The sequence below is a fragment of the Streptomyces sp. NPDC002403 genome (assembly GCF_053593015.1).
In genome coordinates, this window is sequence record NZ_JBSFBQ010000005.1 from 288,780 (window position 1) to 313,963 (window position 25,184).

The 25,184-nt window shown below is 71.7% G+C and carries 22 protein-coding genes; 10 read left to right on the forward strand and 12 right to left on the reverse strand.

Translation table 11 applies throughout. The features are described from left to right. Positions 1-56 precede the first annotated feature (56 nt). Genes ACWCPY_RS09200 through rhaS form a run of 4 tightly spaced genes read left to right on the forward strand, consistent with a single transcriptional unit; the run spans position 57 to position 4,819 of the window. Positions 57-1,616 (forward strand): sugar ABC transporter ATP-binding protein, encoded by a 1,560-nt coding sequence (locus ACWCPY_RS09200; protein ID WP_451263699.1) that lies wholly within the window; start codon positions 57-59, stop codon positions 1,614-1,616. Continuing rightward, complete coding sequence (locus tag ACWCPY_RS09205; RefSeq protein ID WP_451263700.1) at positions 1,613-2,662, forward strand: ABC transporter permease; 1,050 nt, start codon at positions 1,613-1,615, stop codon at positions 2,660-2,662. The genes ACWCPY_RS09200 and ACWCPY_RS09205 overlap by 4 nt, the downstream gene beginning before the upstream one ends. Next, positions 2,646-3,710: an ABC transporter permease gene (locus ACWCPY_RS09210; protein ID WP_451263701.1), complete on the forward strand. Its 1,065-nt coding sequence runs from the start codon at positions 2,646-2,648 to the stop codon at positions 3,708-3,710. The genes ACWCPY_RS09205 and ACWCPY_RS09210 overlap by 17 nt, the downstream gene beginning before the upstream one ends. Positions 3,711-3,751: 41 nt before the next feature. Continuing rightward, the gene (rhaS, locus tag ACWCPY_RS09215; protein ID WP_451263702.1) at positions 3,752-4,819 is read left to right on the forward strand and encodes a rhamnose ABC transporter substrate-binding protein; all 1,068 of its coding nucleotides are present in this window, start codon (positions 3,752-3,754) and stop codon (positions 4,817-4,819) included. A gap of 80 nt (positions 4,820-4,899) precedes the next feature. Here the strand turns inward: rhaS and ACWCPY_RS09220 are convergent, their stop codons facing one another. The 6 genes from ACWCPY_RS09220 to ACWCPY_RS09245 all read right to left on the reverse strand — a co-directional run bounded on the left by ACWCPY_RS09220 (position 4,900) and on the right by ACWCPY_RS09245 (position 12,352). Then, positions 4,900-5,367: an anthrone oxygenase family protein gene (locus tag ACWCPY_RS09220; RefSeq protein WP_451263703.1), complete on the reverse strand. Its 468-nt coding sequence runs from the start codon at positions 5,365-5,367 to the stop codon at positions 4,900-4,902. Between the two features lie 41 nt (positions 5,368-5,408). Beyond that, entirely contained in the window at positions 5,409-7,010 is a 1,602-nt protein-coding gene (locus tag ACWCPY_RS09225; protein ID WP_451263704.1) for a vWA domain-containing protein, read from the reverse strand. A 132-nt stretch (positions 7,011-7,142) separates the two neighbouring features. Further along, positions 7,143-8,021: an ABC transporter permease gene (locus ACWCPY_RS09230; protein WP_451263705.1), complete on the reverse strand. Its 879-nt coding sequence runs from the start codon at positions 8,019-8,021 to the stop codon at positions 7,143-7,145. Continuing rightward, complete coding sequence (locus tag ACWCPY_RS09235) at positions 8,018-10,678, reverse strand: alpha/beta fold hydrolase (RefSeq protein WP_451263706.1); 2,661 nt, start codon at positions 10,676-10,678, stop codon at positions 8,018-8,020. The genes ACWCPY_RS09230 and ACWCPY_RS09235 overlap by 4 nt, the downstream gene beginning before the upstream one ends. A gap of 167 nt (positions 10,679-10,845) precedes the next feature. Further along, a complete protein-coding gene (locus ACWCPY_RS09240; protein ID WP_451263707.1) occupies positions 10,846-11,568 on the reverse strand; it encodes a DUF981 domain-containing protein in 723 nt (240 codons plus the stop codon). A gap of 178 nt (positions 11,569-11,746) precedes the next feature. After that, positions 11,747-12,352, reverse strand: a complete 606-nt coding sequence (locus ACWCPY_RS09245) for a DUF4291 domain-containing protein (RefSeq protein WP_451263708.1) — start codon at positions 12,350-12,352, stop codon at positions 11,747-11,749. A 225-nt stretch (positions 12,353-12,577) separates the two neighbouring features. Here ACWCPY_RS09245 and ACWCPY_RS09250 point away from each other — a divergent pair, with 225 nt between their 5' ends. After that, positions 12,578-13,306, forward strand: a complete 729-nt coding sequence (locus ACWCPY_RS09250) for a VC0807 family protein (protein ID WP_451263709.1) — start codon at positions 12,578-12,580, stop codon at positions 13,304-13,306. A 192-nt stretch (positions 13,307-13,498) separates the two neighbouring features. On the opposite strand, the gene ACWCPY_RS09255 is transcribed toward ACWCPY_RS09250, so the two are convergent. After that, the gene (locus tag ACWCPY_RS09255) at positions 13,499-13,969 is read right to left on the reverse strand and encodes a transglycosylase SLT domain-containing protein (protein WP_329820930.1); all 471 of its coding nucleotides are present in this window, start codon (positions 13,967-13,969) and stop codon (positions 13,499-13,501) included. A 482-nt stretch (positions 13,970-14,451) separates the two neighbouring features. On the opposite strand from ACWCPY_RS09255, the gene ACWCPY_RS09260 reads away from it, so the two are divergent. Further along, positions 14,452-14,871, forward strand: a complete 420-nt coding sequence (locus ACWCPY_RS09260) for a hypothetical protein (protein ID WP_451263710.1) — start codon at positions 14,452-14,454, stop codon at positions 14,869-14,871. An 88-nt stretch (positions 14,872-14,959) separates the two neighbouring features. Here ACWCPY_RS09260 and mmsA read toward each other — a convergent pair whose 3' ends face one another. The 5 genes from mmsA to iolC are packed head-to-tail and all read right to left on the reverse strand — an operon-like array spanning position 14,960 to position 21,163. Beyond that, positions 14,960-16,459: a CoA-acylating methylmalonate-semialdehyde dehydrogenase gene (gene mmsA, locus ACWCPY_RS09265; protein ID WP_072488819.1), complete on the reverse strand. Its 1,500-nt coding sequence runs from the start codon at positions 16,457-16,459 to the stop codon at positions 14,960-14,962. Between the two features lie 12 nt (positions 16,460-16,471). After that, positions 16,472-18,352: a 3D-(3,5/4)-trihydroxycyclohexane-1,2-dione acylhydrolase (decyclizing) gene (iolD, locus tag ACWCPY_RS09270; RefSeq protein WP_451263711.1), complete on the reverse strand. Its 1,881-nt coding sequence runs from the start codon at positions 18,350-18,352 to the stop codon at positions 16,472-16,474. Next, positions 18,349-19,233, reverse strand: coding sequence for a 5-deoxy-glucuronate isomerase (gene iolB / locus ACWCPY_RS09275; protein WP_451263712.1), 885 nt, complete (start codon positions 19,231-19,233; stop codon positions 18,349-18,351). Before iolB ends, iolD begins: the two co-directional genes overlap by 4 nt. Then, the gene (locus ACWCPY_RS09280) at positions 19,230-20,159 is read right to left on the reverse strand and encodes a Cgl0159 family (beta/alpha)8-fold protein (protein ID WP_451263713.1); all 930 of its coding nucleotides are present in this window, start codon (positions 20,157-20,159) and stop codon (positions 19,230-19,232) included. The genes iolB and ACWCPY_RS09280 overlap by 4 nt, the downstream gene beginning before the upstream one ends. Beyond that, a complete protein-coding gene (iolC, locus tag ACWCPY_RS09285) occupies positions 20,156-21,163 on the reverse strand; it encodes a 5-dehydro-2-deoxygluconokinase (protein ID WP_451263714.1) in 1,008 nt (335 codons plus the stop codon). The genes ACWCPY_RS09280 and iolC overlap by 4 nt, the downstream gene beginning before the upstream one ends. Positions 21,164-21,296: 133 nt before the next feature. On the opposite strand from iolC, the gene ACWCPY_RS09290 reads away from it, so the two are divergent. From ACWCPY_RS09290 to ACWCPY_RS09305, 4 genes are all read left to right on the forward strand, one after another. After that, complete coding sequence (locus ACWCPY_RS09290) at positions 21,297-22,250, forward strand: sugar phosphate isomerase/epimerase family protein (protein ID WP_451263715.1); 954 nt, start codon at positions 21,297-21,299, stop codon at positions 22,248-22,250. 234 nt (positions 22,251-22,484) lie between these two features. Next, positions 22,485-23,357: a PrsW family intramembrane metalloprotease gene (locus tag ACWCPY_RS09295; RefSeq protein ID WP_451263730.1), complete on the forward strand. Its 873-nt coding sequence runs from the start codon at positions 22,485-22,487 to the stop codon at positions 23,355-23,357. An 89-nt stretch (positions 23,358-23,446) separates the two neighbouring features. Continuing rightward, complete coding sequence (locus ACWCPY_RS09300) at positions 23,447-23,755, forward strand: heavy-metal-associated domain-containing protein (protein ID WP_451263716.1); 309 nt, start codon at positions 23,447-23,449, stop codon at positions 23,753-23,755. Between the two features lie 121 nt (positions 23,756-23,876). Next, on the forward strand, positions 23,877-25,184 hold a 1,308-nt coding region (locus ACWCPY_RS09305), incomplete at its 3' end, for a heavy metal translocating P-type ATPase (protein WP_451263717.1).

Below are 25,184 nucleotides of genomic sequence, written 5' to 3' on the forward strand. Positions count from 1 at the left end.
TTCACGGTGTACGGACACCGCGCTCCACCCGCGCATGCCACCGCTGAGGAGCCCCCATGAACCAGCCCGCCGAGGGCCCGCCCCCGGACCCGGATCCCGTCGCCCCGGATCCCCTCGCCCCGGTCCTGGCGCTGAAGGATGTGAGCAAGTCCTTCGGCGCAGTGAGCGCCCTGCGGGAGGTGTCCCTGTCGTTGTGTCCCGGGGAGGTCCACGCGCTCGCCGGGGAGAACGGCGCGGGCAAGTCCACCCTCATCAAGACGCTCGCCGGTGTGCACCGCCCGGACAGCGGGCAGTTGCTGCTCGACGGGGAGCCCGTCGTCTTCCACGGGCCCGCCGACGCCCGCGATGCCGGGATCGCGGTCATCTATCAGGAACCGGCCCTCTTCCCCGACCTGTCGATCGCCGAGAACATCTTCATGGGCCGCCAGCCCCGGCGCGCCCTCGGCCGGATCGACCACCGTGCCGTGCACGCGGCCACCGCGGCCCTGATGCGCCGGCTCGGCGTCGACCTGGCGCCCGGCCGGCCCGCCCGCGGGCTCTCCATCGCGGACCAGCAGATCGTCGAGATCGCCAAGGCGCTCTCCTTCGACGCCCGGGTCCTGATCATGGACGAGCCGACGGCCGCGCTCACCGGCGGCGAGACGGCCCGGCTCTTCTCCGTCGTACGGGCGCTGCGCGACGAGGGTGCGGCGGTGCTGTTCATCTCGCACCGGCTCGGCGAGATCTTCGAGCTGTGCGGGCGGGTCACGACGCTGCGCGACGGCCGCCGGATCTCCTGCGAGCCGCTGGCCGGACTGACCGAGCACGATCTGGTGCGCCGGATGGTCGGACGCGATCTGGACGAGCTCTATCCGAAGCAGGACGCGACGGTCGGTGAAGTCGCCCTGTCCGTCAGCCGGCTGACCCGCGAAGGCGTCTTCCGCGATGTGTCGTTCGAGGTCCGGCGCGGCGAGATCGTCGCGCTCGCCGGGCTCGTCGGCGCCGGCCGGACCGAGGTCGCCCAGGCGGTCTTCGGCGTCGACCGCGCGGACGCCGGGGAGGTACGGGTGGGCGGCACCGTGCTGCGCCCCGGGTCGCCGGCCGCCGCGATGGCCGCCGGGCTCGCGCTCGTACCGGAGGACCGCCGCCTGCGCGGGCTCGTCATGGAGATGTCCATCGAGCGCAACATCGCACTCACCGGTCTCGGCGAGGTCCGCAGGCGCGGGCTCGTCCGCCGCGCCCTGGAGCACGACCGGGCCGCCGACTGGGCCGTACGGCTCCGGCTGAAGTACCACCGCCTCGCCGATGCCGTCGGCGTGCTGTCCGGCGGCAACCAGCAGAAGGTCGTGCTCGCCAAGTGGCTCGCGACCGAGCCGTCCGTACTCGTCGTCGACGAGCCGACCCGCGGCATCGATGTCGGCACCAAGGCCGAGGTGCACCGGCTGCTCTCCGCGTCGGCGGCGGACGGGCTCGCGGTGCTGATGATCTCCTCCGATCTGCCCGAGGTGATCGGAATGGCCGACCGGGTGCTCGTGATGCACGAGGGCCGGCTCGTCGCCGAACTCCCGCGCCGGAACGCCACCGAGGAGGCGGTCATGGCCGCGGCGGCCGGGCTGGGCGGGAGGGCCGTGGCATGACCACCGCCGTCGAAGGTCCGCCGGACGCCGGGGCGCCGGCGCGCGGCGCCGCCCCGCTCGTGGCCGCCGTGTTCCGGGCCCGGGAGATCTCCATCGCGGGGGCCCTCGTCCTGCTGGTCCTCGGCACGTACCTCGCCAACCCGCGGTTCCTGTCCGGCCAGGGCGTCAAGGACCTGCTGCTCAACGCCTCGATCCTGGTGCTGCTCGCGGTCGGCCAGTCGGCCGTCGTGATCACCCGCAACATCGATCTGTCGGTCGGCTCCGTCGTCGGGCTCTCCGCCTTCGCCTGCGGCAGGTTCGTCGCCGGGACGGACCACGGCGTGCTCACCGTGATGCTGCTCGGCGTCGCCGTCGGCGCGGTCTGCGGGCTCGTCTCCGGCGCCCTGGTCGGCTTCGGCGAGGTCCCGGCGCTGGTCGTGACGCTGGGCATGCTCTACATCATCCAGGGCGTCGACTACTGGTGGGCGCAGGGCGACCAGATCGGGGCGGCCGAGGTGCCCGACCCCGTCCTCGGGCTGGGCAGCGGCGGCGTCCTCGGCGTGCCGTATCTGCCGCTGATCGCCCTGGTCCTGCTCGCCGCGACCGCGTACTTCCTGCGCAACCACCGCTCGGGCCGGGAGCTGTACGCGATCGGTTCGAGCCCGGAGGCCGCGCTGCTCGCCGGAATCCCGATCCGCCGCCGGGTCCTTGCCGCGTACGTCTTCTCCGGCGCCGTCGCCGGTTTCGCCGGGGCGCTGTGGCTGGCCCGGTTCGGCACGGTCGTCGCGGACAACGCGCACGGCTGGGAACTGACCGTCGTCAGCGCCGTCGTCGTCGGCGGCGTCGCCATCACCGGCGGTACGGGAACGGTCTGGGGCGCGGCGCTGGGCGCCCTGCTGCTCACCACCATCGGCAGCGTCCTGGTCGTCCTGAAGGTCGACGCGTTCTGGCAGGGCGCCATCACCGGTGCGCTGCTGCTGCTCGCCATCGGCGTCGACCGGGTCGTGAACCTGCGGATGACCGCCGCACTGAGGAAGAGGAGCGCCCGCCATGGGAACGGCGCCTGAGACACGGCGGGCGGCGGACGCCGCGCGGACGACGGGGAAACGGGCGGGAAAGGACACCGTCGGCCTCGTGCGGGGTCCGGCGCTGCGCTGGGACGCCGCGGTCGGGGTGCTCCTGGTGGCGGTACTCGCGGTCGGCCTCGGTTCCACGGACGGCTTCGGCTCCGGCGAGAACCTGGCGTTCGCCTTCAACGACATCGTCGAGGTCGCCATCATCGCCCTGCCGATGACGCTGCTCGTCGTCGCCGGCCAGGTCGATCTGTCGGTCGCCTCGATGCTGGGGCTGGGCAGCGCGCTGACCGGTGCGCTGTGGAACGCCGGCTGGGCCTTCGAGGCGATCGTGCCGGTGGTGCTGCTGGCCGGTGCGGCGGGCGGGCTGCTCAACGGCTGGCTGGTCACCCGGGTGGGGCTGCCGTCGCTGGCCGTCACCATCGGCACCCTGGCGCTCTACCGCGGTCTGGCCTCGGTGGTGCTGGGCAGTGACGCGGTGACCGACTTCCCCCGGACGTACGCGGACTGGACGGTCGACACCACGACCGTGCCCGGCACCTTCGTCACGTATCCCGTCCTGCTGTTCGCCGTCCTCGCGGTGGTCACCGCGGTCGTGCTGCACGCCACGGGCCTCGGCCGTTCGCTGTTCGCGATCGGCGCCCAGGAGGAGGCGGCGTACTTCGCGGGCATCCGGGTCAAGCGGATCAAGCTGCTGCTGTTCGTCGTGACGGGGCTGTTCGCCTCGTTCGCCGGTGTCCTGTTCACGCTGCGGTACGGAAGCGCCCGCGCCGACAACGGTCTCGGCTTCGAGATGCTCGTCATCGCCTCGGTGCTGCTCGGCGGCATCGACTTCGACGGCGGGAAGGGCACCCTCTTCGGCGCGGTCGCCGGGGTACTGCTGATCGGGGTGCTGAAGAACCTCCTGACGCTCAACGACGTCGCCAACGAGGTGCAGGTGATCGTGACCGGCCTGCTGCTCGTGGCGTCCGTCCTCACGCCCCGGGTGATCGCCGCCGTCGTCGGGCGACGGCACCGTCGCGCCGCGAAGGCCCGGCCCTGACCCCCCGTCCGCCGTCCCCCGTCGAAAGGCACGTCACCGCCATGATGCTCCGCACCGTCGCAACCGCTGCCACCGCCGTGTCGCTCGCGCTCGTCCTGAGCGCCTGCTCCGGCACCACGAAGGAGAGCACGGACCGGGGGTCCGCGAAGGCCGGGACGACCGCGAAGGCCGATCCGGACGCGCCGCTGAAGAAGGGCCTGAAGCTCGCCTTCCTGCCCAAGCAGATCAACAACCCGTACGAGAAGATCGTGGACGACGCGGGCATCGCGGCCGCCCGGGAGTTCGGCGGTACGGGCAAGGAGGTCGGCCCCTCCGACGCCGGTGCCTCCTCGCAGGTCAGCTACATCAACACACTGATCCAGCAGCGCCAGGACGCGATCCTGGTGGCGGCCAACGACCCCAACGCGGTGTGCGGGCCGCTGAAGCAGGCCATGCGGAAGAACATCAAGGTCGTCGCGTACGACTCCGACACCGCGAAGGACTGCCGCCAGCTCTTCATCAACCAGGCGGGGTCCGAGGAGATCGGCCGCAGCCTCGTCCAGCACCTCGGCGAGCAGATCGGCTACCGGGGGAAGATCGCGATCCTCTCGGCCACCCAGAACGCCACCAACCAGAACACCTGGATCGGCTTCATGCAGGAGGAGTTGAAGCTGCCCAGGTACAAGGACATGAAGCTGGTGAAGGTGGCGTACGGGGACGACGCGGACCAGAAGTCGTTCCAGCAGACGCAGGGCCTGATGCAGGCGTACCCGGACCTGAAGGGCATCATCTCGCCCACCACGGTCGGCATCGCCGCGGCCGCCCGCTATCTGAGCGACTCCTCGTACAAGGGCAAGGTCGTGCTGAACGGCCTGGGCACGCCGAACCAGATGCGCAAGTACGTCAAGGACGGCACCGTCGAGCAGTTCTCGCTGTGGAACCCGGAGGATCTGGGCCACCTCGGTGCGTACGCCGCCGCCGCGCTGGCGTCGGGGCGGATCACCGGCGCGCAGGGCGAGAAGTTCGGGGCGGGCCGGCTCGGCGAGTACACGGTCGGCAAGGACGGCGAGGTCGTCCTCGGCAAGCCGACCGTGTTCGACCGCGGCAACATCGACACGTTCGACTTCTGAGCGGAGGGACCCGGCCGGCCCGCCGGACCGGCCCAGGGCCTCTCGTTCGGATCATGCCGGGCTCGATCCGACGAAAGACCCTAGAACTCCGCCCCGACCACGGCCAGCAGGGCGAACGCGGCGAGGGACAGGAGGGTCCTGACCCGGTGGAGCCGGTTCCAGCGGGACTCGAACGCCGTGCGGGCCGCACCGTCGTCGCCGCCCTCGGACTGCGCGAGCGCCGTGTTGAGCGGGATGTTTCCGGCGATCGTGATCAGGTGGCCGGCGACCGCGCAGACCAGCGCGGCGACGGCGAGCACCCGGTCCGAGCCGCCGTCGCCGCCGACGGCCACGACGGCCGGGAACGCGATCACGCCGAGGAAGAGGACCAGGAAGGCCGGTCCCGGCACCTTTTCGTTGAAGCGGCGCATGGCGGCCGTGAACCGCTCGTCGGGCAGTGCCGCGATGCCCGGCATGATCGCGATCAGGAAGGTCAGCATGAATCCGGCGTAGAGACCCGTCGTGATCACGGCGAGCGCCAGGAACAGGGAGGACAGGGTGGAGGACATGAGGGTCATCATGTCCTCGGCGTGCGCGCCGCGCTCCCCGTTCAGTCCAGTTCGCCCTCCGGCACCTTCTCGGAACCATCGCCTCCGGGGCCGTTCCTGAGCCGGTCGGCCTGCCCGATCATGGTCGCCAGCTTCCGCACCGACTCGTCCTCGGTCTCGGCGGCCAGCCTCCGTGCGTGCGAGGAGAGTTCGCCGAGTCCGGGCGCGCCCGGCAGCCGGCCGCCACGCAGCGCCTCGGCGAAGTACGCGGCGGTCGCGGTCACCTGGAGACGCTTGCCGGCGCCGTCCCACAGCGGTCCGCCGATCGCGTCCGTCCCGACCGTGCCGTGCTGCTCGTGCGGTGCCCGGGTCCTGGGGTCCAGCCAGCGCACGGTCGCCGTCGCCACATGGCCGAAGGCGCCCGCCCTGAGGCGTACGGCGTAGAGCGCGGTCACCGTGTGGCCGGGGCCGACCTCGCCGCCGTCGACGCGGTCGTCGCGGAAGTCCTCGTCGGCGACCTTGCGGTCCTCGTACCCGATGAGCCTGAACTGCTGGACGGTGTCCCGGTCGAAGGCGACCTGGGCCTTGGCGTCGCGGGCCGTCAGTTCGAGGTGTGCGGGCAGCTGGTCGACGAAGACCTTGCGGGCCTGTTCCTCGTCGGCGATGTACGTGGTGTGGCCGTCGCCCTTGTCGGTGAGCCGTTCCATCAGCGCGTCGCCGTATTCGCTGCCGACGCCGACCCCGAAGAGGGTGATGCCGTGGTCACGGCGGGCGGAGCCGATGCGTTCCAGGATGGCTTCGGCGTCGGTCTCGCCGGTGTTGGCCAGGGCGTCGGAGAGCAGCACGACCCGGTTGTTGGCGCCCTCGACGCGGCCGTCGACCGCCTCCTCGTAGCCGCGTCGGATGCCGGCTTCCACGTTGGTGGAGTCGGTGGGTTCCATGGAGTCGACCCGGTCGCGGATCCTGCCGCGGTGGTCCCGCAGCCGGGTCATCGGCAGCAGGGTCCTCGCCTCGTCGCTGAAGGTGACCAGGGAGACCGAGTCGTCGTCGCGGAGTTCGTCGGTGAGGATGTCCAGGGACTTCTTCACCAGGTCGAGGCGGCCCGTCTCGGCCATCGATCCGGAGATGTCGACGACGAAGGTGAGGGCGGCGGGCGGGCGTTCGTCGCGGGCGGGAGCGGCCCGGGTGGCCAGCCCCACCCGCACCAGCGACCAGTCCTCGCCCTTCGCCCCGGCGCGGGCGCCGTCGATGTTCACGGTGAAGCCGTTGCCGTCCGGGCGCCGGTAGCCCTGGCGGAAGCTGTTGACGAACTCCTCGGGCCGCACGGTGGACGGATCCGGCAGGCCGCCGTCGCCGAGGGTGCGGCGGGCGTAGCCGTAGGAGGCGGTGTCGACGTCCAGGGCGAAGGTGGAGAGGTAGTCGGGCGGTGCGGACTCCCGCAGCCCGTCCCGCTTCTCGGCCGCGCCGCTGTCGGCCGCGCCGCCCGTCGCGGCGGGTGCGGGGGCCGGGAGCGGGCCGCCGCGCCGGCCGTCGGCGGAGGTCTTGTTCGCGGTCGGCGTCCCGGAGCAGCCGGTGAGCAGTACCCCGCCCGCCAGCAGCACACCGAGTGCCCCCTGCCATGTCCGCACGTACTTCTTAGTGTACTTGCCTGTCCGGCGTTCCATCGTCTGCCCCCAGCGTCCTCGTGCCAGCACTTGTGAATGTGACGTGCGAGGCGGCGCCGGGGAGCAGACGAAGACGTTGCGGAAGCGTCTCGATGCGGCAACGGAGAGCGGGAAGGCGGCGGAACGTCAAGGTCAGGACACGATGTCCTTACGACTGAACCCTCGGAAGGCGAAGGCGAACAGGATCAGGGCATACGTCACCGAGATCGCCGAGCCCTTGACCATGCCACCCCATTCGATGCCGGGCTGGAGCGCGTCCGCCCAGGCGAACTGCCAGTGCGCGGGCAGGAATTCACGCCAGGAGCCGAGCGCGGTGACGGCGTCCAGGACGTTGCCGACGATGGTCAGCCCGACCGCGCCACCGACCGCGCCCAGCGGGGCGTCGGTCTTCGTGGACAGCCAGAACGCCAGCCCCGCGGTGACCAGCTGGGACACGAAGACGAACGCGACGACGAGCGCGAGCCGCGGCACGGCCGCCGAGGCGGCGAGCGCTCCCCCGGTGGGCAGTTCGAGCGGCCCCCAGCCGTACGCGATGGCTCCCGCGGCCAGTGCGACGAGCGGCAGCAGCACCATCGCGGCCAGGCTGAAGCCGAGCGCCACGACGAGCTTGCTCCACAGCAGCCTGGCCCGTGGGACGGGCGCCGCCAGCAGATAGCGCAGCGAGGACCAGCTCGCCTCGGAGGCGACGGTGTCCCCGCAGAACAGCGCGACCGGGACCACCAGCAGGAACCCGGCGGAGACGAAGAGGCAGGTCGCGGCGAAGTTCGCGGCGGACGCGGTCGCGGTGTCCATCAGGGTGATCCGGCCGCTGCCGCCGCCCCGCGAACCCGGGGTGCCGCCGATCGCGAACGCGGTGATCAGGACGAACGGCAGCACGGCCAGCACCCCGCCCATGAGCAGGGTGCGGCGCCTGCGCAGCTGGCGTACCGCCTCGACGCGCAGCGGCAGGGTGTGCCGGGCCCGGTAGCCGGGGGCTTCGGCGTTCCCGGCGAGATCGACTGCGGCACTCATGCGGAGCCTCCGGAGATCAGGGTGAGGAACGCGTCCTCCAGGCGGCGGTGCGGTCCCACACCGGTCAGCGGCACGTCCAGCCTGACGAGTTCGGCGATCAGCCCGGCCGGGGTGGCGCCGTCGAGCCGGACCAGCAGTCCGGGGCCGTCGTCGGTGCGGGCCGCCGAGCCGACCCCCGCGAGTGCGGCGATCTTCTCCACGAGCGGTTCGGCGACCTCCTGCGCGGTGGTGACGAGCAGCATGTCGGCGGAGCCGGTGATCTCGGCGACCGGGCCCGCCTGGACGAGCCGGCCGCGGTCCATGACCACGAGGTGGGTGCAGGACTGCTCGACCTCGGAGAGCAGATGGCTGGAGACGATGACGGTCCGGCCCCCGGCCGCGTAACGGATCATCACGTCACGCATCTCGCGGATCTGGGGCGGGTCGAGGCCGTTGGTCGGTTCGTCGAGGATGAGCAGGTCCGGCAGGCCGAGCATGGCCTGGGCGATGGCCAGCCGCTGCCGCATGCCCTGCGAGTACGTACGGACGGCACGGGCCAGGGCGTCGCCGAGCCCGGCGATCTCCAGGGCCTCCGCCAGGTGCGCGTCCTCGGCGGGGCGCCCGGTGGCCTGCCAGTACAGCTCCAGGTTGGCGCGCCCGGACAGGTGCGGCAGGAATCCGGCGCCCTCGACGAACGAGCCGACGCGGGAGAGCACGGGTGCGCCCGGCCGGATGGCATGCCCGAAGACCCGGATCCCGCCGTCGTCGGGGGTGATGAGCCCCATCAGCATGCGCAGGGTCGTGGTCTTGCCCGCGCCGTTGGGCCCGAGGAGGCCGAGCACCTGGCCCCTCTCGACCCGGAAGGACAGGTCCTTCACGGCGTACCGGTCGGCGGACCCGGCGTACTTCTTGGCCAGGCCGGTGATCTGGAGGGGTACGTCGGCGAGTGCCGGGTCGGGTGCGGGCGTGGCGGTGCGGCGGCGGGCGGTGAGCAGCAGCAGGGCGGCGATCACCGCGGCGGCGGCCGGGAGTCCCCAGGTCCACCAGGGCGTGGTGGCGGGGGCGGTCCTCAGGGCGGGGGCGGTGGGGACGGTCAGCGGTCCTGCGGGGGTCACGGTGTACGTCGTCGGCTCGGCCGGTGAGGCGTAGCCGAGGTCGGTGGCGGAGAGGACGAGGCGGAGCCGGTGTCCCGCGTCGAACCGGTGGTCGATGGCGGGGAGGGTCAGCCGGACCGGCCTGCCCTGCTGGTCCGGGGTGATCCGGAAGGGGGCGACCAGCTGGGAGGGCAGCAGTTGCTGCTTGCCGTCCGGGGACACGTCGTACACCTTGCCGAACAGCACCGCGTCGCCCCGCTTCGCCTCGACGGCGACTCGCACGGCCGGTGAGCCGGTGATGTCCAGCGGCTCGTCCAGCGGGGCCGAGTCGAAGCGGGCGTGCTGTCCGGGGAAGTCGACCGAGAGCCCGACGCCGAGGGACGAGAGCTGGGCGAGGCCGCCGCCCGCTCCGGGAACGGCGGAGATGGCGGGCGGGTTGGCCCCGGCGGGGTTGCGGAACGTCTGGGTACGACGGCCCAGTTCGATGTCCTGCGTGCCGCTGTCCAGCCCGGGGTAGGTGTCGCTGCTCGCCCCGCGTACCAGGGTGGCCCCGTCGGTGGAGTCGATGCCTCCGGTGCGGGTGACGCGGAAGCCGGGCCCGGTGTCGGCACCCTTGTCGTCCTTGAGATAGCGGTCGAACCAGTCGCCGATCCGCTGCTGGACCCGGTCGGTCTCCAGGTTGCCGCCGTCGTGACCGCCGGCGATCCAGTCGACGGCGACGGGAGCGCCGTTGCCGCTGATGGCCTTGGCCATGGCGTCGGCCTGGCCGAGCGGGAAGAGGGAGTCGGACTGTCCCTGCACGATGAGCGCGGGCACCTCGATGCGGTCGGCGACGGCGCTCGGTGACCGCTCGGTGAGCAGCGCCCGCGCGGCGGCGTCCGGTTTCCCGCTGACGGCGACCCGTTCGTACATCGCGCAGAGCCGCTTCTCGAACTTCTGGCAGCCGCCGCCGGTGGTGACGAAGATCCCGGCCCAGAGCTTCTTGAACACCCTGTCGGGGAAGAGCGCGTCGGCCAGGTTCCAGTAGGTGATCTGCGGTGCGACGGCGTCGACGCGCTTGTCGTACCCGGCGGCGAGGAGCGAGACGGCCCCGCCGTAGGAGGCGCCGGTGATCCCGACCCGGGGATCGCCCTTGGCGTCGAGCTCCACTTCGGGGCGGTCGGCCAGCCAGTCGATCAGCCGGGACACGTCCTTGACCTCGCGGTCGGGGGCGTTGAGCGAGATCTCCCCGCCGGACCTGCCGAACCCGCGGGCGGACCAGGTGAGCACGGCGTACCCGGAAGCGGCCAACCGCTCGGCCTGCGCCCGTACATCGTTCTTGCTGCCGCCGAAGCCGTGCCCGATCAGCACGGCGGGCCGGCGTTCCGCGCCCCCGGTGGTGAAGTACGAGGTGTCGAGGGACACCCCGTCGAGCCGCATCATCCGGTCCTGGCGGTGCACGGCGGGCCCGCCGTCGTCGGCCACGGCGTTCCAGGTGCCCGCACCGGCCAGCACGACGAGCGCCGCCAGGCCCGCGGCCCACCGGCGGCGCCCGCGGGGCAGCGGGCGCCGCCACCGGGGCGTACGTACAAGAGGGGTCTCCATGGTTGTCGACCCTAAGCGGACCGCCGCCGCGTGTGGGCAGCCCCCGGGGCGAACTCTCCGGCCTCCTTGCGGAGTACGGCGCTCCCCGCCGTACTCCGTACGCGGTATGCCGGACCGTTCGCACGCGAAGGACCGTCGGACGCGGGGCGCCCGGGGCACCGGGTGGCTCACATGGTGTTGACGATGAGGCCGATGTGGGTGAAGTAGTTGAGCCCGCCGAAGAGCAGGAACGCCAGACCGGCCAGTCCCCAGACGACGCCGGTCACCGGGGCCATCCAGCCCGACGGCCTGCGCAGCACGAACGGGAAGAGCAGCGCGCCGATGCCCACCAGGACGTACAGCCCGGACATGAAGCTCGCCTCCAGGATCGGCCACCGCGCGAACTCCCCGGAGATCGGTTCCTCGGGCGGGGCGGCGAAGAGGGTGTACTTCCAGCCCGCGGCGGCGATTCCGAGGCAGGCGAGCCCGAGCCCGAACACGAAGACGGAGATGGGCATGGCGACACGGGCCGACCGGTCGATGCGGTCCGCGCTGTTGAGTTCGGCTCCGCGTCTCCAGAGGTAGAAGGACGCGGCGAAGAGGAAGACGCCGAAGGCGAGCGCCGGTTCGCCGAAGATGATGTTGTCGAACGGGAAGCCCTGTCCGGCGAGCGGCCAGGTCAGGGTCATGTGGAGGCCCGTGGTCACCAGGGTGAAGCCGAGGGCCCCGAACGCGAGGACCCAGCCTTCGGGGTTGATGGTGCGTCCGGGCGTGAGGAGCTGGCGCCCCAGCGCCACCACGAGCAGCAGCCCGGCGCCGGCGGCCACCGACATGATCGTGTTGTACGTCGGCATCCTGGCCCAGTCGATCTTCAGGCCGGATGCCGCCAGGGGGATGACATGGGGGATCATCCCGGGAGCGTATCGATGGATATGCAACTGATGCGGCATTTGTTCGCTTGTCCGGGTCGCAGGCGCGCGTGCCCAGCTGGTGGACCGACGACCCGGACTACGTGCCGGAGCTCTGACCGCCCGCGCCATGACGCGCCGGAAGCATGCGCGGAGCGCGGTGCCGCGCATGCTTCCGGGGTCAGGCCGCTGCCCGTACCGGGAGCGGGACGCCGCCCGGCGGGTACGGCGACTCGTGGGGCAGGAGCGCCGCCGCCTCGTCGAGCCCTCCCTCACGCACCAGTCGATGGATCCGCCGGGCGAGCGGGGTGACGTCGCGGACCGACACCGTCCACTCGTCCGCGTACCGCCGGGAAGCCTCGCCGGAGAGCCCGAGCTGGAGGGAGCGGTACGGCAGCCGGTTCAGGCGCAGGTCGCGCTCGGGATCCCACTGGACGCGGGCCGGGGCGCCGCGCAGGTTGCGCTGCCAGGTGGTGCGGTCCGGGTGGACTCCCCCGACGTAGTGGGAGAGTTCGGCGTGCGCCAGGGCCCAGTCGAAGCCCTCACGGGTGATCTCGACGGCCAGGACGGTCTCCTGCCCCTCCTTCACGGCCCAGCCGCAGCGGTACATCATCCACAGGAAGCTCGGCTTGATCCAGGTCATGCGGTCGCGCTTCCAGACCTCGGGGAAACGCCCGTCGCGGGCGGCGGGAAGGCCGATGGCGGGGGCGTACGCCTGGTACACGGTGACGGTGGTGTCCGTGTACTGGGCCCGGATCTCGTACTGCGGCCTGGTCGGAGCGGTCATGGCCCCATCAGAACACCGGCCCGCCGGGCGCGGCGAACGGTTTACCGGCGCACCGGAGTCCGGGACTCCGGTGGGTGGTGAGCGGGTGTGTCACCGGCGGGGGCTGACATTCGTCATACGGAGTCCGGTACACGCGGCTCTGCCGGGCACCGGGCCCCGGCGGCCAGTCTGTACGTATCGAGAGCGGGGCCGCGAAGGCTCCCGCCGATACGGGAGGAACCCCTCATGACCAGCCCGGCCGCCACCGTCACCGCCCCGGTCGCAGTTGCTCCGGCCGCCGCCGCTCCGCTCGCGCCGCGCAGGGCCCTGCCGGCCGGCATGATGCCGCTGCTGGTGGACGTGGGGGTGCCGCTCGTCTCGTACTACGCGCTGAAGGCGGCGGGCCTGAGCACCTTCGCCGCGCTGGCCTGGAGCAGTGTGCTGCCGGCCGTGCGCACCGTGTGGGGTGTGGTGCGCGAGCGGCGGCTCAACGGGCTCGCGGCGCTGATGGTGACGGTCAACGTGGTCGGCCTGCTGACGAGCCTGCTGGTCGGCGACCCGCGGCTGATGCTCGCCAAGGACAGCGGGGTGAGCAGCATCATCGGGCTCGTGATCCTGGTGACCGCACTGAAGGGGCAGCCGATGATGAGCGAGGGGTTGCGGCCCGTGCTGGTCAAGGGCGACGCGGTCAAGGACGCCGCCTGGCAGCGGCTCTCGGCCCACTCGGTGGCGTTCCGGCGGGCGGAGATCCGGTTCTCGGCGGTGTGGGGTGCGGCGCTGCTGGGCGAGTGCGTGGTGCGGGCCGTGGGCGCGTACACGGTGCCGGTGGAGACGATGGTGTGGCTCGGCACGGTGATCATGGTGGCGACGATGGTGTTCGCCTTCATGGTCTCGGGGCGGGTGGGCGCGGTCCCGATGCAGCGGATGATCGCCGAGGCGGTCCGCCCGGATCGGGCGACGGACTCGGTGCGCTGACGCCGGGGCCGAGGACCGGCCGACGAAGCCCGGGAGACCGGAGAGACAGAAGCGGCCGGGTGGACCGAAGAGGCCGGAAAAACCGAAGAAGCCGATGAGAGGGAGCCGTCATGGCTCCCTTTCCCGGCTTCTTCTCGGTCCCGGCCCGGGACACCCCTGGCACGGTCATGCGACGTGAATACCCTGCCCCGCTCAGTAGGCGGAGTTGACGTTGTCGATGGAACCGTAGCGGTGCGCGGCGTAGTTGGAGGCGGCGGCGATGTTGGCCACGGGGTCGTAGATGTTCTTGGAGGTACCGCTCACGTGGTACGCGTTGAAGGTGGGGTCGATGACCTGGAGCAGCCCCTTGGACGGGATGCCCTTGGCAGCGTTGGAGTCCCAGTTGTTGATGGCGTTCGGGTTGCCCGCGGACTCACGCATCAGGTTGCGGTGGATGCCTTCGTACGAGCCGGGGATGCCCTTCGCACGCATGACTTCGAGCGCCTGCTTGATCCATGTGTCCACGTTGCCGCCGGCGGCCTTGGCGGGGGTGGCGGCCGAGGCGCTCGGGGCGCCGGCGACGGTGCCGGCCACGATCGCCGCACCGGCGGCGAGCATGCCCAGCGAGGCCTTCTTGGTGCGGGTCATGCGGGCGAACTTCTGGGGCATCGCGGTGATCTGCATTCTGAAATTCCTCTTTCGTCGGTGGGGCGATGCCAAGAATTGTTATGCCAGGAGGAAATCCAGGTCAATGATGGCCTTTTACTAAAAGCAATCGTATGTGGCGCCGGAAATGATCCAGGAATGCGCACGACAGCGCGATCGACGGCACCGGCCCTCTACTATTCCGCATCATAGTGACGCCCGTCACGTGGCCCACCGCACACGGCAAACGCTCCAAATCGCCACAAGAGTGGCGCACGCCACGTGGTCTGTGCCACATAAAGAGCGGGCCATTGACTCACCGTAATGCGAAATAAGCACAAAGCATCGGGTGCGAACGGTGAATCACCTGCCCGCCACCGGCCATCAGGCGTTCTCCGCCGTGCGCTCACCGGCAGCCCCCGGCGGGCCATGACCTCAGAGGTAATTGAGCGCAGGCCGGGTCCGTCCTTACCGTTCGCAGGACCAGAGCGACCGCATGACAACGACAGGAGGACCCAGTGATGTCGTCCCAGAACGCGAGTACGGTCCCGGCGACGGGCACCGCCCGCTCCGACGGCCTGCTCCGGGCTGCCCTCGTGGCAGATGTGATCCTCACCGGCGCGAACGGCATCGGCTATCTCGCGCTCGCCACCGTCCTGGACTCGTTCCTCGGCGTGCCTCTCCCCGTCCAGTACGCGGTGGGCGTCTTCCTCACGGTGTACGCGCTGTGGGTGCTGACCGTCTCGCGGCAGGAGGACATCGGCCGCGGCGCGGCCACCGTCGTCATCGCCCTGAACGCGGCCTGGGCCGTGGCCGGTGTCGTGACCGTCGTCCTGGACGCGCTGACCGCCACGACGGTCGGCAACGGCTGGATCGTGTTCCAGGCCCTGGTGGTGGGTGCGATGGGCGCGGTCCAGTACGCGGGGCTGCGGCGCATGTGAGAGTGCGGGGCGAGGTCCCGTACGGACACGGCGACGGCCCGCACGGACGGGGGATGCGTCCGTACGGGCCGTCGGCCGGGATGAGGGATCAGTGGTTGCGCGGGAAGCCGAGGTCCACGCCCGCCGGGGCGTCGGCCGGGTCCGGCCAGCGGGTGGTGACGACCTTGCCGCGGGTGTAGAAGTGCACGCCGTCGTTGCCGTAGATGTGGTGGTCGCCGAAGAGGGAGTCCTTCCAGCCACCGAAGGAGTGGTAGCCCACCGGCACCGGGATCGGCACGTTGACGCCGACCATGCCGGCCTCGATCTCCAGCTGGAAGCGACGGGCGGCGCCGCCGTCGCGGGTGAAGATCGCGGTGCCGTTGCCGAACGGCGAGGCGTTCATGAGGGCGACGCCCTCCTCGTACGTCTCGGTGCGCAGGACGCACAGGACCGGGCCGAAGATCTCGTCCTTGTACGCGTCCGAGTCGGTGGACACGTTGTCGAGGAGGGAGAGGCCGATCCAGTGGCCGTCCTCGAAGCCCTCGACGGTGAAGCCGGTGCCGTCCAGGACGACGTCGGCGCCCTGGGCCGCGGCACCGGTGACGTAGGAGGCGACCTTGTCGCGGTGGGCGGCGGTGATCAGCGGGCCCATCTCGGAGGCCGGGTCGTTGCCGGGACCGATCTTGATCTTCTCGGCGCGCTCCTTGATCTTCGCGACGAGCTCGTCGGCGATGGAGCCGACCGCGACGACCGCGGAGATCGCCATGCAGCGCTCACCGGCGGAGCCGTACGCGGCGGAGACAGCGGCGTCGGCCGCGGCGTCGAGGTCCGCGTCCGGCAGCACCAGCATGTGGTTCTTCGCGCCGCCGAGCGCCTGGACGCGCTTGCCGTTGGCGGAGGCGGTGGCGTGGATGTAGCGGGCGATCGGGGTGGAGCCGACGAAGGAGACCGCGGCGACGTCCGGGTGGTTCAGCAGCCCGTCGACGGCGACCTTGTCACCGTGCAGGACGTTGAGCACGCCGTCCGGCAGACCGGCCTCGGCGGCCAGCTCGGCCAGCAGGTTGGCGGCCGACGGGTCCTTCTCGCTGGGCTTGAGGACGAAGGTGTTGCCGCAGGCGATGGCGAGCGGGAACATCCACATCGGCACCATGGCCGGGAAGTTGAACGGGGTGATGCCCGCGACGACGCCGAGCGACTGGCGGATCGAGGAGACGTCGACCCGGCTGGAGACCTGGGTGGACAGCTCGCCCTTGAGCTGGGTGGTGATGCCGCAGGCCAGCTCGACGATCTCCAGGCCGCGGGCGACCTCGCCCAGCGCGTCCGAGTGCACCTTGCCGTGCTCGGCGGTGATCAGCGCGGCGATCTCGTCGCGGTGGGCGTCGAGCAGCGCCCGGTAGCGGAACAGGACCGCGGTGCGGGCGGCCAGCGAGGACGTGCCCCAGGTGGCGTAGGCGTCCTTGGCGGCGGCGACCGCGGCGTCGACCTCTTCGAGGGAGGCGAGCGCGACCTGGGTGGTGACGGCGCCGGTGGCCGGGTCGGTGACCGGGCCGTAGTTGCCCGACGCGCCCTCGACGGTCTTGCCACCGATCCAGTGGTTGACGGTCTTCATGACAGAACTCCTTCAGAGGTGGTGGCGTCGGTCGGCGACGTGGCGGTCGTACTCTTCCCGGGCTTTCACGGCCGACGGCCGGGCGGCCGTTTCGGCTACGGGAACATCCCACCACGCCTGTGCCGGAGGGGGGCCCGACACAGTGTCTGCCGTTTCGGTCTCGACGTAGACACAAGTGGGACGGTCCGCCGCGCGTGCCTCGGCGAGGGCTTCGCGCAGGTCACGCACGGTCCTGGCACGCAGTACCCGCATGCCGAGCGACCCTGCGTTGGCCGCGAGATCGACGGGGAGCGGGGGTCCGGTGAACGTGCCGTCCGCGGCGCGGTGGCGGTAGGCGGTGCCGAGGCGCTCGGCGCCGACCTGCTCGGAGAGGCCACCGATGGACGCGTAGCCGTGGTTCTGGAGGACGACCAGCTTCACGGGGAGTTCCTGCTGGACGGCGGTGACGATCTCGGTGGGGTTCATCAGGTACGTGCCGTCACCGACCAGGGCCCAGACGGGCCGGCCGGGGGCGGCGAGCTGGACGCCGATCGCGGCCGGGATCTCGTAGCCCATGCAGGAGTAGCCGTACTCCACGTGGTACTGGTGCGGGGAGCGGGTCCGCCAGAGTTTGTGCAGGTCGCCGGGGAGCGAACCGGCCGCGTTGATCAGGATGTCGTCCTCGGTGACGAGGGCGTCGAGGAGGCCGAGGACCTGGGCCTGGGTGGGCCGGGCGTGCGGGTCCTCGGCGGCGAACGCGGCGGTGACACGCTGCTCCCACCGCTCCTTGGCGTCGGTGTACTCCGTCTCGTAGGCGGGGTCGGCGCGGTGGTTGCGGGCGGCGAGCGCGGTGGTGAGGGCTTCGAGGGCGGCGCGGGCGTCGGTGACGAGCGGGAGGGCGCCGAGCTTGTGGGCGTCGAAGCCGGTGATGTTGATGTTGAGGAAGCGGACCGCCGGGTTCGAGAAAAGCGTGGCGGAGGCGGTGGTGAAGTCGGAGTAGCGGGTGCCGATGCCGATGACCAGGTCGGCGGTGCGGGCCAGCTCGTCGGCGGTCGCGGTGCCGGTGTGGCCGATGCCGCCGACGTCGGCGGGGTGGTCGTGGCGCAGCGAGCCCTTGCCGGCCTGGGTGGAGGCGACGGGGATGCGGGTGGCGGCGGCGAACGCGGCGAGGGTCTCCTCGGCGGCGCTGTGGTGGACCCCGCCGCCCGCCACGATCAGCGGCCGGCGGGCGGTGCGCACCGCCCGGACCGCCCGGTCGAGTTCGTACGGATCGGGGGCGGGGCGGCGTACGTACCAGACGCGCTCGGCGAAGAACTCCTCCGGCCAGTCGTACGCCTGGGCCTGCACGTCCTGCGGCAGCGCGAGCGTCACGGCGCCGGTCTCCGCCGGGTCGGTCAGGGTCCGCATGGCCTGGAGGGCGGCCGGGACCAGGGCCTCGGGGCGGGTGATCCGGTCGAAGTAGCGGGAGACGGGGCGCAGGCAGTCGTTGACGGAGACGTCACCCGCGGCCGGGACCTCCAGCTGCTGGAGCACCGGGTCGGCGGGCCGGGTCGCGAAGGTGTCCCCGGGCAGGAGGAGGACGGGGAGGTGGTTGACGGTGGCGAGGGCGGCGCCGGTGACGAGGTTGGTGGCGCCGGGGCCGATGGAGGTGGTGACGGCGTGCGCGGAGAGCCGGCCCGACTGGCGGGCGTAGCCGACGGCGGCGTGCACCATGGCCTGTTCGTTGCGGCCCTGGAGGTAGGGCATCGCACGGCCGGACTCGACGAGGGCCTGGCCGATCCCGGCGACGTTGCCGTGGCCGAAGATGCCCCAGGTGGCACCGATCAGGCGCCGGCGCCGGCCGTCGCGCTCGGTGTACTGGCGGGACAGGAAGGTCATCAGGGCCTGTGCCGTGGTGAGGTGACGGGTACTCATGGGCGTCCCTCGGTCCCGTAGAGGGGAAGTCTGGGGTCCACCGGCTGCGCGGGCCAGGTGTCACGGATCCAGCCGTGGTCGGGGTGGTCGGTGATCAGCCACTCCCGCTGCTCTCCCGGTCCCGCCATCACATTGAGGTAGTAGAGGGTGCGGCCGGGCGGGGCGATGGAGGGGCCGTGCCAGCCGTCGGGGATCAGGACCGCGTCGCCGTCGCGGACCTCGGCGAGTACGTCCGTGCCGCCTTCACGGGACGGTGAGACCCGGTGGTAGCCGAGGCCGTCGTGCTCCACCTCGAAGTAGTAGATCTCCTCCAGCACGGACTCGGCGCCGGGGCGGTGCTCGTCGTGCTTGTGCGGCGGGTAGGACGACCAGTTGCCGCCGGGGGTGAGGACCTCGACGGCGATCAGCCGGTCGCACGCGAAGGTGTCGGCGGCGGCGAAGTTGTTGACCTGGCGGGAGCAGTTCCCGGAGCCGCGCAGCTCGACGGGTACCTCCGGCGCGGGGCCGTAGCGAGCGGGGAGTCGTCGCTCGCACTTCGCTCCTGCCAGGGCGAAGCGGCCTCCAGCGCCGGAGGCGATCTGTACCCGGGTGTCACGCGGTACGTAGGCGAAGTCGGATACCCCGCTGAACACGCTTTCCCGGCCCAGCAGTTCAAAGATCTCATCTGAGGAGTGCACCGTACAGCCACCGGTCAACGGCAGTACGATCCACTCGCTCTCTCCGGTGACGAACGTGTGAACTCCGCCGGGTGCGAGCTCCAGGACGCGCAGGCCCGACCGGTCCCAGCCGGCCCGCTCCGGGCCGATGTCGAGGGTGTACGGGCCGCTCGCCGTGCTCCCGGCCCTCAGGTGGTACCGCGATCCGTCGTCAGTCGTGGTCATGGACTCGGCTTCCTCTCTTCCGGCCCCGTCCCTCTGGGCTCCAGCAGCGAAACGGCCGTGTCGACGGCCGCGGCGACCTCTCCGTCGGCCGGGTAGAGCAGCGAACGCCCCACCACCAGGCCCTGGACGGTGGGCAGCCGCAGCGCCGTGCGCCATCGCTCGAACGCCCCGTCCAGGTCGTCGCCCACCTCCCCGCCCAGCAGCACCGCGGGCAGCGTCGACGCCTCCATCACCCGGGCCATGTCGTCGGGGTTCTCGGTGACGGGGACCTTGAGCCAGGTGTACGCGGACGTCCCGGCCAGCCCGGACGCGATGGCGATCGAGGTGGTGACCGCCTCCGCGCCGAGGTCGTTGCGGACCTGGCCGCCGGTGCGGCGGCAGAGGAACGGTTCGACGAAGACCGGCAGCCGGTGCGCGGCCATGGCGTCGATGGCGCGGGCGGTGGCGTGCATGGTGTCGAGCGAGCCGGGGTCGTCGTAGTCGATGCGGAGCAGCAGTTTGCCCGCGTCGAAGCGGAGGCGTGCGAGGTCCTCGGGGCGGTGGCCGGTGAACCGGTCGTCGAGTTCGAAGGCCGCGCCCGCGAGTCCGCCGCGGTTCATCGAGCCGATGACGACCTTGTTCTCCAGCGCCCCGAGGAGCAGCAGGTCGTCGAGGATGTCGGCGGTGGCGAGCACCCCGTCGACGCCGGGGCGGGAGAGGGCCAGCCGGAGCCGTTCCAGCAGATCGAAGCGGTTGGCCATGGCCAGTGCGCGGTCGCCCACGGCGAGGGAGCCACGGGCCGGATGGTCCGCCGCGATGATCATCAGCCGGCCGCCGCGGCCGACCAGGGGGCGTCTGCGGCGCCCGGCGGCGGCCTCGGCGACGGCCTCGGGGTGGCGCATGCGCAACTGGACGAGTTCAAGGACGGAGGAGGCCGGGGGCGTCATGGGGTGGCTCCGGTGGGGCGGGAGGTGACGGCGCCTTCGGTCAGGGCCGCTTCGACTTCGTACGGGAACGGCATGGCGGACGAGCAGGCGAGCCGGGAGGCGACGATGGCCCCCGCGGCGTTGGCGTACCGCATGATGCGCCCGGTCTCCCAGCCCGCGAGGAGCCCGTGGCAGAGCGCCCCGCCGAAGGCGTCGCCGGCGCCGAGGCCGTTGACCACCTCGACGGGCAGCGGCGGCACTTCGGCCACCGAGCCGTCGCGGTGGACGGCGAGCACGCCCTCGGGTCCCTGTTTGACGACGGCGAGTTCGGCGCCCGCGCCGATCAGGGCGCGGGCGGCCGCGTACGGTTCGCGCTCGCCCGTCGCGATCTCGCACTCGTCGAGGTTGCCCACGGCGACGGTGGCGAGGGCGAGGGCCTCGCGGTAGCGGGCGGCGGGGGTGTTCTCCGACGCGCCGTTCGGCGTGTCCTTCGTGGTGTCCCAGAACATCGGGCGCCAGTCGAGGTCGAAGACGGTGATGCCGCGGCGGTCGCGGGCACGCAGTGCGGCGAGGGTCGCGGTCCGGCTCGGCTCGGCGCACAGCCCGGTGCCGGTCATCCAGAAGACCCGGGCGGACCGGATCGCCCCGAGGTCCAGTTCCGAGGTGTGGATCTCCAGATCGGGGGCCTTGGGCTGCCGGTAGAAGTAGAGGGGGAAGTCGTCGGGCGGGAAGATCTCGCAGAAGGTGACCGGTGTCGGATACGCGTCGACGGGCGTCACCCACCGGTCGTCCACCCCGAACTCCCGCAGCTGGTGGTGGAGATACTCCCCGAAGGCGTCCCGCCCCGTCCGCGTCACCACCGCCGTCCGCCGCCCGAGCCGGGCCGCCGCGACGGCGACATTGGACGGCGATCCGCCGAGGAACTTCCCGAAGGTGTCGACCCGGGAGAGTGGCAGACCGGTCTGCAGGGGGTAGAGATCCACACCGATGCGGCCCATGGTGATGACGTCGTACCGCTCAGGCATGACCATCCCTTCGACCGCCGTCCGGGGGTGACTGCCCCCAGGTCTAGCCCTCCCCCGGAACCCTGTCAATCCTTTGTCCGGACATACGGACGAATGATTGACACCCGCTCCCCCGGCCGGAACCCTGGACACCATGACCTCCTCCGCAGGGGCCCCGGCCCGTATCCGTATCGGTTCGGCACCCGACTCGTGGGGGGTGTGGTTCCCCGACGATCCGCTCCAAGTGCCCTGGCGGCGCTTCCTCGACGAGGTCTCCGAGGCGGGTTACGAGTGGATCGAGCTCGGCCCGTACGGCTATCTCCCGACCGACCCGGCCCGCCTCGCCGACGAGACCGGCCGCCGCGGGCTCTCGGTCTCGGCCGGAACCGTGTTCACCGGATTGCACCATGGGCCGGACGTCTGGGACCGGACCTGGGCCCATGTCGCCGACATCGCGGCACTCACCCGGGCGATGGGCGCCGGGCACCTGGTGGTCATCCCCTCGTTCTGGCGCGACGACAGGACGGGCGCGGTGCTGGAGGACCGCACCCTCACGGCCGAGCAGTGGCGCCATCTGACCACCCAGACGGAGCGGCTGGGCCGGGAGGTGCGGGACCGCTTCGGGCTGCGCGTCGTCGTCCATCCGCACGCCGACACCCATATCGACACCGAGGAGAACGTGAGCCGCTTCCTCGATGCCACCGACCCCGGACTCGTCTCGCTCTGCCTCGACACCGGGCACTACGCCTACTGCGGCGGCGACAGCGTCAAGCTGATCGAGACCTACGGCGAACGGATCGGTTATCTGCACCTCAAGCAGGTCGCCCCGGAGGTCCTGGCCCAAGTCGTGGCGGACGAGGTGCCGTTCGGGCCGGCCGTGGCGCGGGGGGTGATGTGCGAGCCGCCGGGCGGGGTGCCCGCGCTGGAGCCCGTGCTGGCCGCCGCCCGCGCGCTGGACGTCGATCTGTTCGCCATCGTCGAGCAGGACATGTACCCGTGCCCGCCCGACAGGCCCCTCCCCATCGCCCGCCGCACCCGGGAGTTCCTCCGCTCGTGCGGGGGCCCGGCGGCACCCGGACGCGCCGAACGGTCCGGAGAAGCGACGTAGGCCCGGCACCCGTACGCGGCATCCCTCGCCCGAATGCCGCACAACGTCATGCACCATAGGATTCGGACAAATTAGGAGATATGTACGAGATGTAGAGATCGAGGAGTCCGCGTGAACTGGCACAGCGATCCAGGCAGCCCGTCACCCGCCGCCCGGCAGTCACCGTCCGATCCGCCACACCCCCAGGGCCCACCGGCTCCGCCGCAACCACGGCCCGGACTCTGGAAGCGGTGCCTGTGGGGCGGCGCGGCCCTCTGGCTGCTGACCGCGGTCGTCACGTACGCCACCCGCAACACCAATCTGCTGCCGACCCTCATCCTGCTCGGCAGCTTCCTGGTCCCGGCCGTCTTCGTGCTGTGGGCGTACGAACGGCACGGCCGCGACCTCGGCGTGAACCTCATCCTCGGCTGCTTCCTGACGGGCGGAATCCTGGGCGTGCTCGGCGCCTCCGTCATGGAGTCCTATCTGCTGCACCCGTCCATCTGGATGTTCCTGGGCGTCGGCCTGATCGAGGAGGCCGTGAAGCTCCTGGCGCTGATGTTCGTGCTCCGCCGCCACCCCGGTATCCACGGCATGCGGGCCGGGCTGGTGCTCGGCGCGACGGTCGGATTCGGCTTCGCCGCCTTCGAGAGCGCGGGCTACGCCTTCAACGCCGCCGTCACCATGAAGGGCATCGACCTGCGCGCCCTGCTGGAGACCGAGGTGCTGCGCGGGGTGCTCGCACCGTTCGGGCACGGCCTCTGGACCGCGATCGCCGGTGGCGTCCTCCTCTCGTTCCGGAAGCCGAACGGGCGTTTCCGCTTCGCCGCGCCCGTGATCGGCACCTATCTCGGCGTCGCCGTGCTGCACTCGCTCTGGGACTCGATGCACGGCATCGCGATCTGGCTGGTCGCCAGGATCACCGACACGGGCCTGAGCCGTGCGCTCTTCGCGCAGGGCTACATCCCGGCCCCCACCGACGAGCAGCGGCATCTGTTCACCCTCTTCTCGGTCGGCGGCCTCGTCGTGATCACGCTCGTCGCGCTGGCCTGGCTGCGGTCGCTGGCCCGCAGCGCGCGCGCCTCCGGGAGGAGCGACCGCCGGGGTCCTCGCATTCATACCCCCTAGGGGTATAGTGTGGAGCGTGTCGGGCGCACCGGGCTCCCCCGGGGCCTCCGACGCCTCAACCCTTTGTGCTCGTCGAAGAGGAGAACACCATGACCGCCGAGACCCAGCTCCCCCAGGCCACCGGTTCCTGCTGCTCGCCCAGCGGCTCCTGCCACGACGGTGCGGACGCCGGCGCGCAGGCGGGCGGCGTGACCACCGTCTACCAGGTGTCCGGCATGACCTGCGGGCACTGCGAGGGTGCCGTCTCCGAGGAGATCTCCGGCATCGAGGGTGTCACCTCGGTGAAGGCGGTGGCCTCCACCGGCCAGGTGACCGTGATCTCCGCGGCCCCGCTGACCGACGAGGCCGTGCGCGCCGCGGTCGACGAGGCGGGCTACGAGCTCGTCGGCCGGGCCTGAACACCTTCGGGGCACGCCCCGATACGCCGGACGCACCCGCGTCACCCCCTTTGCCGCCGGGCCGGACCGACCAGCAGATACTGGTGGGGAACGGCCCGGTCGGCATTTCAGGAGTTCGGACATGCACAGCGCAACAGAGGCCGGAACCCGGGCGGCGGAGGGCTCGACCGCTGAACTCACGATCGGCGGGATGACCTGCGCCTCCTGCGCGGCCCGCGTCGAGAAGAAGCTCAACCGGATGGACGGTGTCACCGCCACCGTCAATTACGCCACCGAGAAGGCCAAGGTCGCCTTCGGCCCGGAGACGGAGCTCACGGATCTGATCGCCACGGTCGAGAGGACCGGTTACACGGCGCAGCCCGTCCACCGCCCCGAACCGCCTCCGCCCGCCCCGTCACCGGCCACGGCCGGGACCCGGCCCGGCGCCGAGGACGACGACCCCGAGGAGCGCAGCGCCGCCCAGGCCCTCGCCTCGCTGCGGCAGCGCCTGACCGTCTCGGCCGTACTGGCCGTCCCCGTCGTCGTGCTCGCGATGGTCCCGGCGCTCCAGTTCGACTACTGGCAGTGGCTCTCGCTCACCCTCGCCGCCCCGGTCGTCGTCTGGGGCGGGCTGCCCTTCCACCGTGCGACCTGGACCAACCTCCGGCACGGCGCGGCCACCATGGACACCCTGGTATCGATCGGCACGCTGGCCGCCTTCGGCTGGTCCCTGTGGGCGCTCTTCCTCGGCGACGCGGGCATGCCCGGGATGCGGCACGGCTTCGACCTCACCGTCTCGCGCGAGGGCGCCTCCTCCACCATCTATCTGGAGGTCGCGGCCGGGGTCGTCACCTTCATCCTGCTGGGCCGCTACCTGGAGGCGAGGTCCAAGCGGAAGGCCGGTTCCGCCCTGCGCGCGCTGCTGCACCTGGGCGCGAAGGAGGTCTCCGTCCTGCGCGACGGTACGGAGGTACGCGTCCCCGTCGCCCGGCTCGCCGTGGGCGACCGCTTCGTCGTCCGGCCCGGCGAGAAGATCGCCACCGACGGCACCGTCGTCGAGGGCACCTCGGCCGTGGACGCCTCGATGCTCACCGGTGAGTCCGTGCCCGTGGAGGCCGGCCCCGGTGACGCCGTCACCGGGGCCACCGTGAACACCTCCGGCCGGCTCGTCGTCGAGGCCACCCGGATCGGCGCCGACACCCAGCTGGCCAGGATGGCGAAGCTGGTCGAGGACGCGCAGAGCGGCAAGGCGGAGGCGCAGCGCCTCGCGGACCGGATCTCCGCGGTCTTCGTGCCCGTGGTGCTGGTGATCGCTGTCGTCACCCTGGCCGCGTGGCTGCTGGCCACCGACGACGTGACCGCCGCGTTCACCGCCGCCGTGGCCGTGCTGATCATCGCCTGCCCCTGCGCCCTCGGCCTCGCCACCCCCACCGCCCTCATGGTCGGCACC

What these genes read in the sequence shown, in the direction of transcription:
- ACWCPY_RS09200 (WP_451263699.1), top strand. Translation starts at nt 57, where the DNA reads ATGAACCAGCCCGCCGAGGGCCCGCCCCCGGACCCGGATCCCGTCGCC.
- ACWCPY_RS09205 (WP_451263700.1), top strand. Translation starts at nt 1,613, where the DNA reads ATGACCACCGCCGTCGAAGGTCCGCCGGACGCCGGGGCGCCGGCGCGC.
- ACWCPY_RS09210 (WP_451263701.1), top strand. Translation starts at nt 2,646, where the DNA reads ATGGGAACGGCGCCTGAGACACGGCGGGCGGCGGACGCCGCGCGGACG.
- rhaS (WP_451263702.1), top strand. Translation starts at nt 3,752, where the DNA reads ATGATGCTCCGCACCGTCGCAACCGCTGCCACCGCCGTGTCGCTCGCG.
- ACWCPY_RS09220 (WP_451263703.1), bottom strand. Translation starts at nt 5,367, where the DNA reads ATGTCCTCCACCCTGTCCTCCCTGTTCCTGGCGCTCGCCGTGATCACG.
- ACWCPY_RS09225 (WP_451263704.1), bottom strand. Translation starts at nt 7,010, where the DNA reads ATGGAACGCCGGACAGGCAAGTACACTAAGAAGTACGTGCGGACATGG.
- ACWCPY_RS09230 (WP_451263705.1), bottom strand. Translation starts at nt 8,021, where the DNA reads ATGAGTGCCGCAGTCGATCTCGCCGGGAACGCCGAAGCCCCCGGCTAC.
- ACWCPY_RS09235 (WP_451263706.1), bottom strand. Translation starts at nt 10,678, where the DNA reads ATGGAGACCCCTCTTGTACGTACGCCCCGGTGGCGGCGCCCGCTGCCC.
- ACWCPY_RS09240 (WP_451263707.1), bottom strand. Translation starts at nt 11,568, where the DNA reads ATGATCCCCCATGTCATCCCCCTGGCGGCATCCGGCCTGAAGATCGAC.
- ACWCPY_RS09245 (WP_451263708.1), bottom strand. Translation starts at nt 12,352, where the DNA reads ATGACCGCTCCGACCAGGCCGCAGTACGAGATCCGGGCCCAGTACACG.
- ACWCPY_RS09250 (WP_451263709.1), top strand. Translation starts at nt 12,578, where the DNA reads ATGACCAGCCCGGCCGCCACCGTCACCGCCCCGGTCGCAGTTGCTCCG.
- ACWCPY_RS09255 (WP_329820930.1), bottom strand. Translation starts at nt 13,969, where the DNA reads ATGCAGATCACCGCGATGCCCCAGAAGTTCGCCCGCATGACCCGCACC.
- ACWCPY_RS09260 (WP_451263710.1), top strand. Translation starts at nt 14,452, where the DNA reads ATGTCGTCCCAGAACGCGAGTACGGTCCCGGCGACGGGCACCGCCCGC.
- mmsA (WP_072488819.1), bottom strand. Translation starts at nt 16,459, where the DNA reads ATGAAGACCGTCAACCACTGGATCGGTGGCAAGACCGTCGAGGGCGCG.
- iolD (WP_451263711.1), bottom strand. Translation starts at nt 18,352, where the DNA reads ATGAGTACCCGTCACCTCACCACGGCACAGGCCCTGATGACCTTCCTG.
- iolB (WP_451263712.1), bottom strand. Translation starts at nt 19,233, where the DNA reads ATGACCACGACTGACGACGGATCGCGGTACCACCTGAGGGCCGGGAGC.
- ACWCPY_RS09280 (WP_451263713.1), bottom strand. Translation starts at nt 20,159, where the DNA reads ATGACGCCCCCGGCCTCCTCCGTCCTTGAACTCGTCCAGTTGCGCATG.
- iolC (WP_451263714.1), bottom strand. Translation starts at nt 21,163, where the DNA reads ATGCCTGAGCGGTACGACGTCATCACCATGGGCCGCATCGGTGTGGAT.
- ACWCPY_RS09290 (WP_451263715.1), top strand. Translation starts at nt 21,297, where the DNA reads ATGACCTCCTCCGCAGGGGCCCCGGCCCGTATCCGTATCGGTTCGGCA.
- ACWCPY_RS09300 (WP_451263716.1), top strand. Translation starts at nt 23,447, where the DNA reads ATGACCGCCGAGACCCAGCTCCCCCAGGCCACCGGTTCCTGCTGCTCG.